The organism is Synechococcus sp. W65.1 (assembly GCF_047461615.1).
Taxonomy (GTDB): Bacteria; Cyanobacteriota; Cyanobacteriia; order Thermostichales; family Thermostichaceae; genus Thermostichus.
In genome coordinates this window covers 1-16,218 of record NZ_JANSHI010000001.1, presented here as the reverse complement: position 1 = coordinate 16,218, position 16,218 = coordinate 1, and the positions used below count along the sequence as shown (strand labels likewise).

Below are 16,218 nucleotides of genomic sequence, written 5' to 3'. Positions count from 1 at the left end.
GGCAGCGATAGGGAGGGCAAGCCATGGGCGTGCGCAAGATCATCTACGGCATTTTCGGGCAGCGAGCCGGCAGCCTCATCGTGGGCACGTGGAATTGGCTTTGGGGGCTGCCGGTGGAAAAAGGCGGGGCAGAGGCAGTGGCGGTGGCCGAAGAATCGGTGCGAACCATGCAGGAGACTGTGCAGCGTCTCACCGAAGCCGTCGCCACCCAGGTAGCTGCCTACCAGCGGGCCGAGCAAAAGTACGTGCAAAAGGTGCGGGAGTACCAGGCGCTGGAGAACAAGGCTCGCCTGGCTATGCAACGGGGGGATCAAGAAGCCGCTCGCCTAGCTATGGCCGAAGCCCTGCGCATTGAGGCCGCTCTTGGCCCGCTCAAGGAACAAGTGGAAACTGCTGAGCGCTATGTCAAGGCTGCCAAGGAAAAGCTGGCCCGGGAAAAAGAGCGTCTGGCCCTCTACAAGCGCGAGCTGAGCAACCTCAAAGACATCTACGAGGTGAACAAAGCCCTTGAACAGATGACCCGCGTTAACAACGCCTATAGCATTGACTCGGCCAAGTCCCAATTTGAGGCGGCCAAGAACGCCATCCAGGCTCGCCAGCTCAAGGTCCACGCCCTCAGCGAGCTCTCCGAGGATCGCAGCGAGCAACTTTCCGCCCAGCTTGACGAAATGGCTCTTGAGGACGAGATCTCCCGCCGCCTAGCTATGCTCAGTGGCCAGGAAGACAGCCCCGCCAAGCTGCCCTTGCCGGATCTGGACTTCGAGAAGCGCTCTTGATCACGTGTCCTACGAGGCTTTGCTTTATTCGTGGGTAAAGTCGGCTTCTGGCACCTGGCTTGTCTCGGAACCAGCAGCCACTGCTTGCAGGGGCACTGCCTGCGGCACTTGTACGATCTGGGGTGTAAAGACAAAGAGGTTGTACACGGTGTTGCGGCGGATGTTGTCCAGCATCTCCAGGAACAGCTCGTAGCCCTCGTTCTTGTATTCGATAAGGGGATCCCGCTGGCCATAGCCGCGCAGGCCCACCGCTTCCCGCAGCGCCTCCATCTGTTGCAAGTGCTCCCGCCAGAGGGTATCCACCTGCTGCAACAGGAAAAAGCGCTCAGCCTTCCGCATCAGGCCAGGCTCAAAGGTATCCAAGAAGGCCTCTTTGGCCTCGTAGGCCATCTCCGCCTGTTTGATCAGGTAGTCGAGGATTTCCTGATAGGAGAGATCCCGTAAGTCCTCAACCTTGAGGTTGTCTTTGAGCAGGGGAATGAACTCCTGCATCTTGGCCGTCAGCTTGTCGATTTCCCACTCCTCCGGCGGCAGCTCTGGGTTGACGTGGGCTTGCACGATCTCCTCAACGGTCTTGCGCACGTAGTCCAGGATCTTGGGTTTGAGGTTCTCCCCTTCCAGAATGCGCCGCCGCTCCGAGTAGATAGCCCGTCGCTGGTTGTTGAGAACCTCGTCGTATTCAAACACCTGCTTACGCAGGTCAAAGTAGTACACCTCCACCTTGCGCTGGGCATTTTCCAGGCTTTTCGACAGGAGCGGGTGCTCGATGGGCATGTCTTCGTCTACCCGGAACATGTCCATCAGCTTGGCCACCCGCTCGCCACCGAAGATCTTGAGTAGGTTGTCTTCCAGGCTGAGGAAAAACCGCGAGGAGCCAGGGTCTCCTTGCCGTCCAGCGCGGCCGCGCAGCTGGTTGTCGATGCGGCGGGACTCGTGGCGCTCCGTGCCAATGACATGCAAGCCCCCCAGCCGCACCACCTCCTCGTGCTCGGCCTCCGTGACCTTTTCGTACTCGGCCTTGATGCTGTTGTAGACCTCTCGCAGTTGCAAGATCAAGGGATCCTGCACCGGCGCCTTCTCCGAGGCCACTGCGATGAGATCTTCCACCACCAGCTCCGGCAGGCGGTTTAACCCATACTTGGCCACTGCAGCGGCCACCACCTCCTCCAAAGCCTGGCTGGTGCGAGCTGAGAGCTCACAGGGGTAAAAGTTGGGGGAGACCACCGTCCAGGACTTTTTCGGCTTGGGCGAGGCTGGGCCAAACCCTTGACCGCCGCCGCGGCTTGTCGTGGAGGCCGATCCCAGGGGGTTGTCGGGATCCAGCTGCACCAGCTTGGGCATCAGCCGTTCCCGCAGCTTGAGGCGGGCCATGTATTCCGCGTTGCCACCCAAGATGATGTCCGTGCCCCGCCCAGCCATGTTGGTAGCAATGGTTACGGCACCTTTGCGACCCGCCTGAGCAATGATTTCCGCCTCCCGCTCCACGTTCTCCGGCTTGGCGTTGAGGAGGTTGTGGGGGATCCCTCTTTCCTTGAGCATGGCCGAGAGGCGTTCAGATTTTTCCACACTGGTGGTTCCCACCAAAACAGGACGCCCCTTGGCGTGCATGTAGGCAATCTCCTCGACCACCGCCTTCCACTTGGCGTTTTCAGTCTTGTACACCAGGTCAGGGGCATCTATGCGGCGAATGGGCCGGTTGGTGGGGATAACAGTCACTTCGAGGTTGTAGGTTTTAACAAACTCTGCTTCCTCAGTGCGAGCCGTGCCCGTCATGCCGGCAAGCTTGGGATAGAGGCGGAAGAGGTTTTGGTAAGTAACGGTGGCTAGGGTTTGGCTCTCGCTTTGAATGGGCACCCCCTCTTTGGCTTCAATGGCCTGGTGCAGGCCATCCGACCAGCGGCGACCAGGGAGCACCCGCCCGGTGAACTCGTCCACGATCACCACCTCCTGGTTGCGGACGATGTAGTGGACATCCCGGATGAAGAGCTCCTTGGCCTTCACGGCGTTAAAGACAAAGTGCGCCCAGGGATCTTTGGGATCAAATAGATCTGAAACCCCCAGCAACCGCTCGGCAGCCTCAAAACCTTCGTCGGTGAGGATGATGTTGCGGGCTTTTTCGTCCACCTCGTAGTGCTCGTCGCGGATCAGCTCCCGGGCCACCTGGGCTGCTTTGAGGTACTTCTCGGAGGGACGGGACACCTGGCCAGAGATGATCAAGGGGGTGCGGGCCTCGTCGATGAGGATGGAGTCCACCTCGTCAATAATGCAGTAGTTAAAGGGCCGCTGCATCACTTCTCTGATATCGGTGGCCAGGTTGTCCCGCAGGTAGTCAAAGCCCAGTTCGCTGTTGGTGCAGTAAGTAATGTCGCAGTGGTAGCTGCGCCGCTTCTCGTCGGTGGACATGCCCTCTTGCACCAAGCCAACCGTCAGGCCCAGGAAGCGGTGCACCTGGCCCATCCACTCCGAGTCTCGCCGGGCCAAATAGCCGTTGACAGTAACGATGTGAACCCCCTTCCCCGTCAGGCCGTTTAAGTAGGCCGGTAGGGTGGCCACCAGGGTCTTCCCCTCCCCCGTTTTCATCTCGGCAATCTGGCCCTCGTGCAGCACCATGCCACCAATGAGCTGCACGTCGTAGTGGCGCATGTTGAGAACCCGCTTGGCCGCCTCTCGCACCACTGCAAAAGCCTCGGGCAGGAGTTCGTCGAGGGACTCTCCTCTGTCTAGGCGTTGGCGAAACTCGGTGGTCTTGGCCCTGAGCTCCGCATCGGAAAGGGAGGCAATCTCGATCTCCAGCGAGTTGATCAGCTTGACAACAGGCAGGTACTTGCGGATCTTGCGCTCGTTGGGATCCCCGAGAAGCTTCTGTAGGGCTTGGAGCATGGGAAGCCTAGGCCAATAGAACGGGTATAGCGCAATTTTATCATTCCCCTCCCCTGGGCTTGGGCGGCCGGAAAGGGCCTAACCTGGTAGCCCAGCCAAGACGGCAGCGGCAGTTTGCTGCAGCAGAGGCAAAAGCGCTTGCGGACAAAGGCAAGAAGATGTCAGGCTAGGGAAGCAAAGCGATCCCAGGGCTTATGAATTTCTTGGGCGTCGGACTGCCGGAAATGCTGGTTATCTTTGCAGTGGCTCTCTTGGTGTTTGGGCCACGCAAGCTGCCAGAGATTGGTCGTGCCCTAGCCAAAACCTTGCGCAGCTTACAGGATGCTGCCAGAGAGTTTGAGGCCCAGCTAAATCAGGAAGTCCAGGAGCTGGAAAAAGCCGCCCACGCCTCTAGTCCGCGGACAGCCCCTGCAGCCCCGTTCAAAACCGACCCAGTTGCCACAGCCGATATGCCCACAAAGCCGGCTGTGGAGGCAGAGCCCAGGGCCGCCGCATCCCTGTCCGAGGGATCTTCAAGCGTGGATGCTGCCTAGCCAATGCCCCGCTTCGACCCGCTCTGTCTCGGCATAAGGACAATCCTAACTATGCCCTGACGAATGCAAAAGCCTGGCTGCAGCAGCACGGCCAAAACCCCTCGAGTTATTCTCAGGAGCTGTCCCTCGCCGACTCCTCAGCGGTGATGTAATTCCCATCAACTTCAGGCGTTGGGACAGCCAGCCGGGGGGTTCTGGGTTGTTGCAAGAGCTCAAGACTGAAACCCCCTGGCCAGGGGCGCTTGCCCTCAGACCAATCCAAGTCCTAGGGTAAAGGGGCGAGCTCTTTGCACTTCTATGCCCACGGCCACCCTACTGGTGTCCTGTCCCGATCAAAAAGGCCTGGTAGCCAAGCTCTCCAACTTCATCTACAGCTACGACGGCAACATTCTTCACGCTGACCACCACACGGATCTCGAGGCAGGGTTGTTCCTAAGCCGCATCGAGTGGGATTTAGAGGGCTTTCGCCTGGAACGGTGGGAGATCGTCCCTGCCTTCTCCGGCATTGCCCGCGGGATCCAGGCCAACTGGGAGCTGCATTTTTCCGATACGCGCCGGCGCATTGCGGTGTGGGTTAGCAAGCAACCCCACTGTCTGTTGGATCTCATCTGGCGGCAGAGGGCTGGGGAGCTGCCGGCGGAGATCCCTCTGATCATCAGCAACCACCCCGACTTGGAGCCGCTGGCCCGCTCTTTTGGCATCGACTACTACCACATCCCCGTTTCTCCAGAAAACAGAGCCGAGGCAGAGGCCCGACAACTTGCCTTGCTGCAAGAATATCGCATTGACTTGGTGGTGCTGGCCAAATACATGCAGGTCTTGAGCGGGTGGCTGCTCCGCCAGGCGCCCCCGGTGATCAACATTCACCACTCTACGCTGCCTGCTTTTGCCGGTGCTAACCCCTACCAGCGTGCCCACCAGCGGGGCGTCAAGATCATCGGCGCCACCGCCCACTACGCCACCGAGGAGCTGGATGAAGGGCCAATCATCGAGCAGGACGTAGTGCGGGTGAGTCACCGCGACACGGTAGCTGACCTCATCCGCAAGGGCCGCGACGTGGAGCGCCTAGTCCTAGCCCGGGCCGTGCGCTATCACCTAGAAAATCGCGTCCTGGTGTACTGCAACAAAACGGTGGTGTTTGCCTAGGGAAACTGTCCCTTCCTCTTTGGGTGCAAAGGCCGAGTTCTGGAAAAGAAGCTGCTTTGCCAAACTGGAAAAAAGTCAGGCTAGAGGTGGGATTATGGCCTTTGATTGGTTTCGCCGTCGCTACACCGACTCCAAGGGTGAAGCAGAGTCCTCTCCCCAAAAGGCCGAGTCGGCAACTCCCCCAGCGGCAGAGCCGGCTGCCATGTCGCCAGAGGACTATTTGGCCTTTGCTAAAGCCGCCTATGCCAACCTAAAAGCGCGGGCTGCCGCCAAAGCTACTCAAGCAGAGGTTGTCTCCCCAGCCGCCCCAGAACCCCCTGCAAGCGAGGGATCCCAGCCCTCTGCTCCAGCAGCTACAGCACCTGAAGCCGCCTCTCCCTCATCGTCTCCTGAGCAGCCGGCTGCTGTCCCCTCCTTTTTTGATCTGGCTCCTCGCGCTGCCGAGCGCCTGCAGGCCCTAAAGGCAAGCGCCGTGGAGGAAGCAGAGCCGATCCCTGCCAGCGTTGTTGCTCCTGCTGCCCCACCTCCAGAGTCGGCAGAGTCGGCGGCGGAAGAGCTGGTTTTCGACGAGGGCTTCCGCTGGTCAGCCGAGATCCTGGCGGCCCAAGGACGCAAGCCCGAAGAGATCTCCGTAGAAGAGATCTCCTGGCTGCAGAAGCTGCGGCGAAGTCTGGGCAAAACCCGCCTCAACCTGATCAACCAATTAAAGGCTCTGATGGGCCGGGGGCCTCTTGATCGGGAGGCGGTCGAAACCATTGAGACGATGCTGCTGCAGGCGGATGTGGGCGTTGAGGCCACCGAGCAGATCCTCCAGGCCCTGCAAAAACGCATGCGGGAGGAGGTGGTGCCCCCAGAGGAGGCGGTGAAGTACCTCAAGCAGCAGATGCGGCAGATGCTGACGGTAGGGGATCCCACCTTTGCGCCGCAGCGGGGCACGCTCAACATCTGGCTGATCGTGGGCGTGAATGGGGTGGGCAAGACCACCACCATCGGCAAAATTGCCCATGTGGCCCGCCAGTCCGGCTACCAGTGTCTAATTGCTGCTGCCGACACCTTCCGCGCTGCCGCCATAGAGCAGCTCAAGATCTGGGCAGAGCGGGCGGGGGTGGAGGTCATCGCCAACCCTTCCCCTAACGCTGACCCGGCCGCCGTGGTGTTTGATGCCATCACCGCCGCCAAGGCCAGAGGCACCGAGTTGCTCTTGGTAGATACAGCAGGCCGCCTGCAGAACAAGAAGAACCTGATGGAGGAGCTGGCCAAGATCCGCCGCATCATCGACAAGAAAGCTCCCGAAGCCAAGGTGGAAAGCCTCTTGGTTTTGGATGCTACCCAAGGGCAAAACGGCCTGCGCCAGGCCCAGGTGTTTGCCGAAGTGGCCAAGCTAACCGGCGTCATCCTCACCAAGCTGGACAGCACCGCCAAAGGAGGGATCGCCCTAGCTATTACCCAGCAGATGAACCTGCCTATCCGCTTTATTGGAGCTGGCGAGGGGTTGGAGGATCTAAGGCCTTTTTCCAGCTACGAGTTTGTGGAGGCTCTTCTTAGCGAATATTGAGCTCCTATTGGGTAAGGTGGTGGGGGGAGAGGAGATGGGTTTAGCCGCAAACGCTGCCAAGCCTCGCTCTCAAGTTTGGCTTTGGAGTGCGGTGGGGGTGGTGGCAGGTCTAGCCTGGGCAGGGGGGGCGCACCGCTGGATCCAAGCCGGCTTGGCGTTGGCTCTTGCCCAACCCGTTCAGCAGCCAGGAGCGCTGCAGGAGTTTGTGGTCACCTTGGCCGAGGTGCTGTCGGGGATGCTGGGCTTTACCCTCTCAGTGGTGGCCATTGTGGTGCAGTTGAGTGCTGATCGCTTCACCCCCAAAGTTACCGAGTTGTTTCTGCGGGAGAAGACCAATTTCTACCTCTTCTCGTTTTTGATTTTGGCGAATGTGGTCAGTTTGTGGAGCTCGGTGGCCCTGGGTTTCTACGAGGATCCCCAGCTCCTGATTGGGCTAAACCTACTGCTGGGTACTGCCTCGTTTTTGGTGCTCATCCCCTACTTCAGCTTTGTGTTTCACTTCCTACAGCCGACTTCGATTATTCGCCGCATTGAGCAGCAGGTGCAGCAGGCGATCTTGGGATCCCTTGCCTCCAAATCCTCACGATCCAGATTAGAACAGCGGCAGCCCTCTGCCCTACAACCTTGCGCTGCCGCCCATCAGCGCTGCCTATCGGCCTTGGATGAAATCAAAAGTATTGCCATCAGCGCCCTGCGCCAACGGGAGGAGGTCATCCTCCTGGAAGCCTTGGATAGCCTAAAGGCCCTGTGGATGTTCTATGCCCAGCACAAGGCACACCTACCCCGCTCCTGGTTTCTCTTGACGCCAGCGCTGTGGCGAGATCCCGACTTTGCCTCAGTGGATGAGGGGCTGTTGCGCCAAATCGAAGCGGAGGGATCCTGGCTGGAGCTGAAGATCCTGCGGCAGTATCAGGCCCTGTTTACTGAGGGCCTCAATGGCCTGCGGCAAGCAAGTACTCTGGTGGCCATTCACACGCGGGAGCTGGGGATCCGCGCCCTGCAAAGCCGAGAGCTCCGGCTGGTCGGCTGGGTGATCAAGTTCTTCAACACCTACCTGCGGGCGGTGATCAACGCACGGGATATCCGCAGCGGCTACAACCTGCTCAAGCAGTACCGTTTGCTGGCCGAGGCCGCTTTGCGCCATCAGCAGTCGGCGTTGGTCTTGGAGATGGTCGGCCATTTTCGCTACTACAGCCTAGTGGCCTACAAGGCCGGCTTACTTTTCCTTTCTGAAACCTTTGGCTTTGACCTAGGGGTGCTGGCCCAACTCAGCTGCGCGCTGCAGTCAGAGACAACGGAGGCCATCCTACAAGTCCTGCTCCACCTGGACCAAGACCCGGAAAGCGAGCAGCAGGAAATGACCCTGCGCGGGATCCGGAAAACCCAGGCGCGGCTAGCAGCCTATTTCCTCAGCCGTGGGCGGGAGGATTTGGCCAGGCTGATCTATGAGGATATGAAACAGGAGCCTTTGGCCCGACTGCAGATCATCCGCCAGGAACTCTACTGCACTGCTTCTGAGTTTTGGGAGTTTACGGATCGGGCGGAGAACTTCTACTACCTGGAGCCTGCCCTTCGACCTTATGCCGAGCAGTTTTTCAGCTGGTTTCAGGGACTAACCTCTCTGCCAGCCAGCCTGGAGGGCGTTCCTGGATCCCTGGAGCTTCCGTAAAAAGAAAAGGCCAGATCTCCTTCTGCAGAGTCTAGTCTGGTTAGAGCCGCCACTTGGTGCCGTTCCAGAGGGCTTGTTCATGCGTCCCTTCGGCAACCCCAACCGTTTGGGCAGTGCTCCTCGCCGGGGATCCCTGCCCCCAGCCAGTTCTTTTGTGCAGTTTCGCCGCGACCCGCATCTGTTTTCCTTTTGGGCTTTGAGCCTATTGATCGTGGGCCTGGCAGTGCCGCTGTTTGTGCTCTCGGGAGCGGATCCCAGTTTGGCTGGTTGTGACGAGAGCTTTTACGCCCAGATGGCTCGCGAGCTGCTGCGGGGAGGCAACTGGCTGGGGCCAACTTTTCTGGGAGAGCCTTTTTTTGAGAAGCCTCCCCTACTTACCTGGAGCGTGGCCCTCAGCTTTGCCCTTTATGGCGTAAACGAGTGGGCGGCGCGGCTGCCCGGGATCCTGGCGGCTTTGCTTTCCATCCCCCTCATCGGCTGGATTGGGCGGGCCTTTTTGCCAAGCCGGGCGGCCCTCTTGGGAATGGCAGTTTTGCCCCTGTGCTACCTCTGGGTGCAGCAGGGGCGGCTGGTGGGTCAGGATGTGCCTCTAACCTGCCTGGAGCTCCTGGGGATCCTAGGCCTAGTGAACGGCATCCGCGGCCACCGGCGCTGGTTCTGGTTGGCGGGAGTGGCCTTTGGGCTGGGCCTTTTGATGAAGAGCGCCATGATCCTGCTGCCGGCGGTGGCTTTGATCCCCTACCTGTGGCAGCAGCGGCGGCACTGGCTGGGATCTGCCCAATTTTGGCTGGCAATTGGCCTGGGCTTGGGGATCTTTGGCCTGTGGCTAGTGCCGGCTGTAGGGGTGCACGGCCCAAAGGTGTTAGCTGCTTTGGTGGGGAAGGTGTGGGATCTGGGGCAAGAACCCTTCCATGCCGATGCCACCGGCTGGTATTACTTTTGGCACATCCCGATCCATGGCTTCCCCTGGACGGTTTTGGCCTTGGTGGGAGGCTGGCTGCTGCTGCGGCAAAAGCCGGGATCCACCCTGCTGGTTTGGTCTTTCCCCCTGCTGTTGTTTTTGCTCTTGCAGCTCTATCCCACCAAAACGCCCTACTACACGGTACAGCTCTATCCCTGGCTAGCTCTCCTAGCGGGGGTGGTTCTGGATCAAGCTCTGCCCTTTCCGCTCCGCTCCGCCTTGCCGGCAACAGTAGGACGAGGCTCTCGCCGCGACAGACCCCATGTGGCCCAGGTGCTCTCTTGGGGGCTGGCGGCGGTGGGAACCCTGCTTTTGGGTTTGGGGCTGGTCCTCAAGCGGGACGTCGAGGGACTGGGTCTGCTCCAACCCCACGCTTGGCCATTGATGGCGATCGGCCTGTTGTATCTGCTCTTGCCAGCGATCTGGAGCTGGCGGCGGGTGCTGCACTATGCCGGCGAACTCTGGGTGGGCACGCTTCTAGCTGCCAGCATCCTCACCATGGTCAGCATTGTTCTGCGGCCTGACTTCGGCAATTTCAATCCCGCCTTTGCCCAGATGGACTGGAAACAGATGCTGGGCTCTGCAGACCCTGATTTTCCCACGGTGGACATTGGCCGCAGCGGCCTAGCGGACGTCTGTCAGGCCCAGGCCCTTGCCTTCTACACCCCCAACCCAGGACGGTGGGTGGATAACCAGGCCCTGCAAGCAGGGAAACATGGGGATTACCTGTGGGTCTCTCCTGTCCAAGCTCAGCAGATATCGATCCAGAATCTGGGGCTGCAGCCTTTGGCCGAGGTGGATGGCTGGCAACTGGTGCGCCGCTTGGAGCAAGCCAGTGGCGAGCTTTGATCCCTGAGGAAGAGGGGAGGTGAGGAGAGCACTCCACGCCCGACGGGAAGTAACACCTGTGGAGATCTTGCTAGGGGGGTAGTGGAGGTGAACTCTGCTGCTAGCTGCAGGTCGTGGAAGCAGGCAGGTCACTTTGCCATGGGCAAGGTCGGATTCGAACCGACACGGTTTCCCGCCGCATTTTGAGTGCGGTGCGTCTACCAGTTCCGCCACTCGCCCAGCTAGATCCATTATCGTACTGAAGGGACAGAGGCCCGTCAACTTTGCTGCCCCAACCCGGCTGACAACTGGGAGCCAACGGGATCCATGCCCCTAGAGACCTGTTGAGGTTGCTCTTACTTTCTTCGTGGGGAGAGGGCTCCTAGCCTTCTGATACTCGTCGCTCTTTTGGGGCATTCTAGGTCTAGAACTAGCGGTTTGCCAGGGATCCCCTATGATTCGACTTTTGGTGGCTGCTGCCGCGGTGCTGGTGGGCTTTCTGCTGGTCAACCGCCTCTACCGCAACCCCTTGAGCTCGGAGCCAAGGCCGGAACAGGCCAGTCCCGAGGCCGCCCAGCAAGGGATCCCGCAGGGAGGGCCGCTGCAGATCTACCAGTCGCGGGATCAACTGCAACAAACCCTCAACCAAGGAGCCACCGCTACCCAGCAGCAAGTGGAAGCCATTGAGCAGTCCTTGGGCAATTGAACTGGGGCTTGCGAAGAGAAAGCAGCCAGGACAGGAGGGTGGAAGGCTTGGGCAGATCTCCCAAACGCGCTAAAGTCGAGAATGCGGCAATTGCTATAGACCGTCCATGCGGATCCCTCCTGTTACTCCAGAGAAAGCCGACAAGCAACTGCAGAAGGTTTACGAAAGCCTGGAAAAAACCTACGGCACTGCCCTGAACCCCTTGCAGGTAATGGCCCACAAGCCTCAACTGATGCGGGCGGTGATGAACCTCTATGGGGCGCTGCACACGCAAAATCCCAACCTGCCTGAGGAGCTAAAAGAACTGATCAGCATCCGCATTGCCCAGATCAACGGCTGCCGCCACTACTGCCTGCCCTACCACACCCTGCAGGCGCAAAAACTGGGGGTCCCCCCAGCCAAAATTGCAGCGGTGGCGCAGGCCCGCACCAGCTCCCTCTACACTGAAGCCGAGAAGCTAGCCATCGAGTACGCCGAGCGCATGACCGTGCCCAGCATGGTGGTGACCGACAGCTTCTTTGCCCGCCTCAAAGCTATTTGGTCAGACGAAGATCTGGTGGAGCTCTCGGCCTGGATTGGCTTCATGAACTTCTGGACCAAGGTCATCGCCGCTTTGGATGTGCCTCTGGATCCCGTTTTTGCCGAGCAACTCCAGGCCTCCTAGCTGGCCGCTAGAAGTCTCCCCTAAGCCCAATCGTCTCGGGTGGTAAAGCTGCGGTCGTACACCTGGCCGAGGGCGTGGATTTGGCGAGTGCGGGCGAATAGATCTTCTTCGCTGAGGCCCCACCGCTCCAGGATCTGATCCAAATCTCGCTGTAGATCCCAGGCACCGGGGAAGCCATAGTAACGGATGCGCAGACGGGCCACTTCCGCTAGCGCCCAATCGGAGGGAGGGCCCTCCTGGGCCATCAGCTCGTTGAGGAGAGCTCGATCGATGTGGTATTGCGGGTGTTGCTGCTCGCGTCGAGAGGAGCGACTGGTAGGAGAACCGGTCATCGCCCTCCCTCCTTTTTCACCACTTTAGCCAAGGCCAATGGCGAGGATTGGGATCCTTGATGTCTAAAGCCATCGAGGAAAAACGGGAAAGCCGCTATACTGCAATTGTTGCAGAGTATAAACTTCATTGCGGAGGTGGTGGCCATGCCCATGCCTATGATCGAGACTCGTACCGATCGGATGCTGCTCAACTTTGGGCCGCACCACCCTTCCATGCACGGGGTCTTGCGCCTGCTGGTCACCCTCGATGGTGAAAACATCGTCGACTGCGAGCCCGTGATTGGCTATCTGCACCGCGGCATGGAAAAAATTGCCGAAAACCGCACCGTGGTGCAATACCTGCCCTACGTCTCCCGCTGGGACTATGGGGCTGGCATGTTCAACGAGGCCATTACTGTCAACGCCGTCGAGAAGCTGGCCGGGATCAGCGTGCCCAAGCGGGCTAGCTACCTGCGGGTGATCATGCTGGAGCTAACCCGCATCACCAATCACCTACTTTGGTTTGGCCCTTTCTTGGCGGACTTGGGCGCCCAAACCCCCTTCCTCTACGCCATGCGGGAGCGGGAGTGGATTCTAGACCTGTTTGAAGCCGTCACCGGCATGCGCCTCATCAACAACAACTACTTCCGCGTCGGGGGCGTGGCGGTGGACTTGCCCTACGGCTGGACGGAAAAGTGTTTGGACTTTTGCGAGTACTTCCTGCCCAAAGTGGATGAGTACGAACGACTGGTTACCGACAACCCCATCTTCCGGCGGCGGCTGGAAGGGGTAGGGGTCATTTCCAAGGAGGATGCCATCAACTGGGGCCTCTCTGGACCCATGCTGCGGGCCTGCGGCGTCAACTGGGATCTGCGCAAAGTAGACCACTACGAGTGCTACGACGACTTCGACTGGGAGGTGGCCGTTTACCCCGAAGGGGACTGCCTGGCCCGCTATCGGGTGCGCATGAAGGAGATGCGCGAGTCCTGCAAAATTGTCCAGCAGGCAGTGAAAGCCCTGCCCGGCGGCCCCTTTGAAAATCTGGAAGCCAAACGCATGCTGGAGGGGCCAAAGTCGGAGTGGAATCAACTGGACTACCAGTTCATCAGCAAGAAGCCCTCGGCCAACTTCAAGATCCCCAAAGGGGAGGCCTACGTGCGGGTGGAGAGCGCCAAAGGGGAGCTGGGGATTTACATTGTTGGCGACGACAATGTCTGTCCTTGGCGCTGGAAGATTCGTCCGCCTGGCTTTGTCAACCTCCAGGTGTTGCCTCAGCTGGTTCGCGGCATGAAGGTGGCCGATATGATTGCCATTCTGGGCAGCATCGACATCATCATGGGGGAGGTGGATCGCTAAGATACTCTAGGAAAGCGAGGACAAAGGCGATGGCCTGGGCGATCTTGGTTCTGCCGCTTTTAATTGTTGTAACCATTGCCGCAATTATTGGCCCCAAGCAATGGGCCAAGTACCAAGAAGAAAGGCGTCGCCGTGCCGAAGAGTTATCCGATGCCCGCCTCCAGGCCATCATTCAACAGGAGCTACGCCGCCGCCACCGCCCTCCCCAGTCGGATCCCAACGGCAAGACCTAATTAGCAGTATTTGCAATCCACTGTCTTTAGGGAGCTACTTGACTCCATGACCACTGCTGGCATCGACTTGCAGCACAGCTTTGAGATGGCCCTACAAAACTTGGGCCTGAGCCCAGGCGCTGCCCACGCTCTATGGGTACCTCTGCCCATGGTGCTCATGGTTATCGCCGCCACCTTGGGAGTGATGGTCATGACCTGGCTGGAGCGCAAGATCTCGGCGGCGGCCCAACAGCGGATTGGCCCCAACATGGCTGGGCCCCACGGGGTACTGATCCCGATTGCCGATGGCATCAAGCTCTTAACGAAGGAAGATGTACTGCCCAGCCTAGCTGACCCAGTTTTGTTCACGCTGGGTCCCATCCTGGTTTTTCTGCCCGTCTTTCTGTGCTATCTGGTGGTTCCCTTCGGCCAAAACCTACTGATCTCCAACATCGCCATCGGCGTCCTTTTTCTGATCGCCACCTCCAGCGTGCAGCCCATTGGCTTGTTGATGTCCGGCTACGGCTCCAACAACAAGTATTCCCTGCTGGGGGGTCTGCGGGCGGCGGCCCAATCGATTAGCTACGAGCTGCCCTTGGCCCTGTCGGTGCTGGCGGTGGTGCTGATGAGCAACGGCCTAGACACCGTGGGGATCGTGGAGCAGCAAAGTGGCCTGGGGATCCTTAGTTGGAACGTCTGGCGGCAGCCGATTGGCTTTGTCATTTTCTTGATCTCGGCGCTGGCAGAGACGGAGCGGATTCCCTTTGACCTACCGGAGGCCGAGGAAGAGCTGGTGGCTGGCTACCACACCGAGTACTCCGGCATCAAGTTTGCCCTGTTTTATCTAGGCTCCTACGCCAACCTGCTGCTGGCTTCTCTAATTGCGGCAGTGCTGTACCTGGGGGGCTGGTCCTTCGTGGTGCCGGTAGAAGCTATTGCAGCGTGGATGGGGATCCCGCTAGACAATCCCTTTTTGCAGATTGCAGCCGCAGCCTTGGGCATTGTTATGACGATGGTCAAGGCCTTTATCTTTGTGTTTTTGGCTATCCTCTTGCGCTGGACCGTGCCGCGGGTGCGCATTGACCAGCTCTTGGACTTGGGGTGGAAGTTTTTGCTGCCCGTCTCGTTTGTCAATCTGCTGTTGACGGCAGCTTTGAAGCTGGCCTTCCCAAGCTTTTTCGGGGGTTAATGAAAGTAGAAGCAGCAAGGGAGAAGGAATAGGTCATGACTTTTCTAAAGCGCGTTGGCGAATACGTAAGCGATGCCTTCAAGGCTGCTAAGTACATTGGTCAGGGGATGGGGGTCGTCTTCGACCACATGAACCGCCGGCCCGTGACTGTTCAGTACCCCTTTGAGAAGCTGATCCCCTCTGAGCGCTTTCGGGGACGTATCCATTTTGAGTTTGATAAGTGTATTGCCTGTGAAATCTGTGTTCGGGTTTGCCCCATCGACCTGCCCGTGGTGGACTGGGTCTATAACACCGAGCTGAAGAAAAAAGAGCTCTACAGCTACAGCATCGATTTTGGAGTGTGCATTTTCTGCGCCAACTGCGTAGAGTTTTGCCCCACCAATTGCCTCTCGGTTACCGAAGATTATGAGCTAGCCACCTACGACCGCCACGAGCTGAACTACCATCAGGTGGCGCTAGGTCGCCTGCCTTCCAAAGTAACAGAGGATCCAATGGTGACACCTCTACGGGAGTTTGCCTACCTGCCTAAGGGGGTGATCGATCCCCACGATCTGCCTGCCGGATCCCAGCGAGCTGGGAAGCGACCCGAAGAGATTTTGGCAGAGATGAGAGCGGCTAAAGCAGCAGAAGCAAAAGAGGACAAAACTGCTGCAGAGCAGTCTAACTAATAGGCATAGGCAGCTCTCTTGAGTAGTTGACAAGACGCCTTCTTCACTCCAAGAGGCTTGGGCCCAGGCTAATTCCCTCTCTTTGTTGCCGTTCTTGTTTGTGCTGCGGGCGCAGATTGCAAACGGCAACACTTCATCCTTGACGGCGACCGAGGTCTTCACCCCCTCTCTAGGAGACAGAAATCGTCAGCAAAAGCCGGTAAGAAAGGCGACCGGCTGCCACCTAGCGCCTTCTAAGTGGAAATCGAGTGCCCTTCTGGAGCCAACCCCAAGCTAGTTCACCGAAATGGCAGGGCCGAGGTTGAAGTAGGTGGTGCTGCCAGGGTTAATGGTGTTGTCGAAGATTGTAAGGGTAGTACCGCCGACCCTGATCGGCCCAGGTGAAGGAATGGCGGGAGTCACTCGAACCTGGCCACCAAAGGGGATGGTAAAGGAAGTGGGGAAGATAGCCACATCTCCAGACACCGAGGTGGAGGTGGCAATCACCGTACCATCCGCTTGTCGAATGGTCACCGTGGCCCCTGCCGGCAAGCCCGGGATCGTAATCCGCGGGCCAGCAGGAGTTGGCGTTAGCGTCGGCGTGGGCTCCCTGAAGAGGGTATCTAAGTGCGGCTGCGTGACGCTGACACCGCTGAGCTTCAGGGTGGTGGCAAGGAAGGAATTGATCTTACTGGCCGTCGGCGGAAGACCTGTTGAAATTGCCGCAAACAAAACCGCCGCATCCTTGCAGTCCACCACCCCGTCGTCAGTAAAGTCGGAAACAG

The 16,218-nt window shown here is 59.0% G+C and carries 14 protein-coding genes, 1 tRNA gene and 1 pseudogene; 12 read left to right on the top strand and 4 right to left on the bottom strand.

Annotated features, from left to right (window positions below; genetic code table 11):
- Positions 1–23: 23 nt before the first annotated feature.
- Positions 24–776 carry a PspA/IM30 family protein gene (locus NW806_RS00080; protein ID WP_414409556.1) on the top strand — a complete coding sequence of 251 codons (753 nt, stop codon included), beginning with the start codon at positions 24–26 and terminating at the stop codon, positions 774–776.
- 24 nt (positions 777–800) lie between these two features.
- Here NW806_RS00080 and secA read toward each other — a convergent pair whose 3' ends face one another.
- Positions 801–3,656: a preprotein translocase subunit SecA gene (gene secA / locus NW806_RS00075; RefSeq protein WP_414409555.1), complete on the bottom strand. Its 2,856-nt coding sequence runs from the start codon at positions 3,654–3,656 to the stop codon at positions 801–803.
- A 194-nt stretch (positions 3,657–3,850) separates the two neighbouring features.
- On the opposite strand from secA, the gene NW806_RS00070 reads away from it, so the two are divergent.
- The 5 genes from NW806_RS00070 to NW806_RS00050 all read left to right on the top strand — a co-directional run bounded on the left by NW806_RS00070 (position 3,851) and on the right by NW806_RS00050 (position 10,369).
- The gene (locus NW806_RS00070; protein WP_414409554.1) at positions 3,851–4,189 is read left to right on the top strand and encodes a TatA/E family twin arginine-targeting protein translocase; all 339 of its coding nucleotides are present in this window, start codon (positions 3,851–3,853) and stop codon (positions 4,187–4,189) included.
- A gap of 297 nt (positions 4,190–4,486) precedes the next feature.
- Entirely contained in the window at positions 4,487–5,335 is an 849-nt protein-coding gene (purU, locus tag NW806_RS00065) for a formyltetrahydrofolate deformylase (protein WP_414409553.1), read from the top strand.
- Positions 5,336–5,429: 94 nt separating this feature from the next.
- Positions 5,430–6,890: a signal recognition particle-docking protein FtsY gene (ftsY, locus tag NW806_RS00060; RefSeq protein ID WP_414409552.1), complete on the top strand. Its 1,461-nt coding sequence runs from the start codon at positions 5,430–5,432 to the stop codon at positions 6,888–6,890.
- 34 nt (positions 6,891–6,924) lie between these two features.
- Positions 6,925–8,559, top strand: a complete 1,635-nt coding sequence (locus NW806_RS00055) for a DUF2254 family protein (protein WP_414409551.1) — start codon at positions 6,925–6,927, stop codon at positions 8,557–8,559.
- A 79-nt stretch (positions 8,560–8,638) separates the two neighbouring features.
- Entirely contained in the window at positions 8,639–10,369 is a 1,731-nt protein-coding gene (locus tag NW806_RS00050) for an ArnT family glycosyltransferase (protein ID WP_414409550.1), read from the top strand.
- A gap of 139 nt (positions 10,370–10,508) precedes the next feature.
- Here the strand turns inward: NW806_RS00050 and NW806_RS00045 are convergent.
- Positions 10,509–10,588, bottom strand: a tRNA-Leu gene (locus NW806_RS00045).
- A 214-nt stretch (positions 10,589–10,802) separates the two neighbouring features.
- On the opposite strand from NW806_RS00045, the gene NW806_RS00040 reads away from it, so the two are divergent.
- A complete protein-coding gene (locus NW806_RS00040) occupies positions 10,803–11,054 on the top strand; it encodes a hypothetical protein (RefSeq protein WP_414405574.1) in 252 nt (83 codons plus the stop codon).
- A gap of 106 nt (positions 11,055–11,160) precedes the next feature.
- Positions 11,161–11,718, top strand: coding sequence for a carboxymuconolactone decarboxylase family protein (locus tag NW806_RS00035; protein ID WP_414393582.1), 558 nt, complete (start codon positions 11,161–11,163; stop codon positions 11,716–11,718).
- A gap of 20 nt (positions 11,719–11,738) precedes the next feature.
- On the opposite strand, the gene NW806_RS00030 is transcribed toward NW806_RS00035, so the two are convergent.
- A complete protein-coding gene (locus NW806_RS00030) occupies positions 11,739–12,050 on the bottom strand; it encodes a DUF3288 family protein (RefSeq protein ID WP_414409549.1) in 312 nt (103 codons plus the stop codon).
- 150 nt (positions 12,051–12,200) lie between these two features.
- Here NW806_RS00030 and NW806_RS00025 point away from each other — a divergent pair, with 150 nt between their 5' ends.
- The 4 genes from NW806_RS00025 to ndhI are packed head-to-tail and all read left to right on the top strand — an operon-like array spanning position 12,201 to position 15,454.
- A complete protein-coding gene (locus tag NW806_RS00025) occupies positions 12,201–13,385 on the top strand; it encodes an NAD(P)H-quinone oxidoreductase subunit H (RefSeq protein ID WP_414393799.1) in 1,185 nt (394 codons plus the stop codon).
- Positions 13,386–13,414: 29 nt separating this feature from the next.
- Entirely contained in the window at positions 13,415–13,618 is a 204-nt protein-coding gene (locus tag NW806_RS00020) for a hypothetical protein (protein ID WP_414393585.1), read from the top strand.
- Positions 13,619–13,664: 46 nt separating this feature from the next.
- A complete protein-coding gene (gene nuoH / locus NW806_RS00015; protein ID WP_414409548.1) occupies positions 13,665–14,786 on the top strand; it encodes an NADH-quinone oxidoreductase subunit NuoH in 1,122 nt (373 codons plus the stop codon).
- A 35-nt stretch (positions 14,787–14,821) separates the two neighbouring features.
- Entirely contained in the window at positions 14,822–15,454 is a 633-nt protein-coding gene (gene ndhI / locus NW806_RS00010) for an NAD(P)H-quinone oxidoreductase subunit I (RefSeq protein ID WP_414405577.1), read from the top strand.
- A 273-nt stretch (positions 15,455–15,727) separates the two neighbouring features.
- Here ndhI and NW806_RS00005 read toward each other — a convergent pair.
- Positions 15,728–16,218 (bottom strand): annotated as a pseudogene (locus NW806_RS00005) (hypothetical protein); the annotation flags it as partial.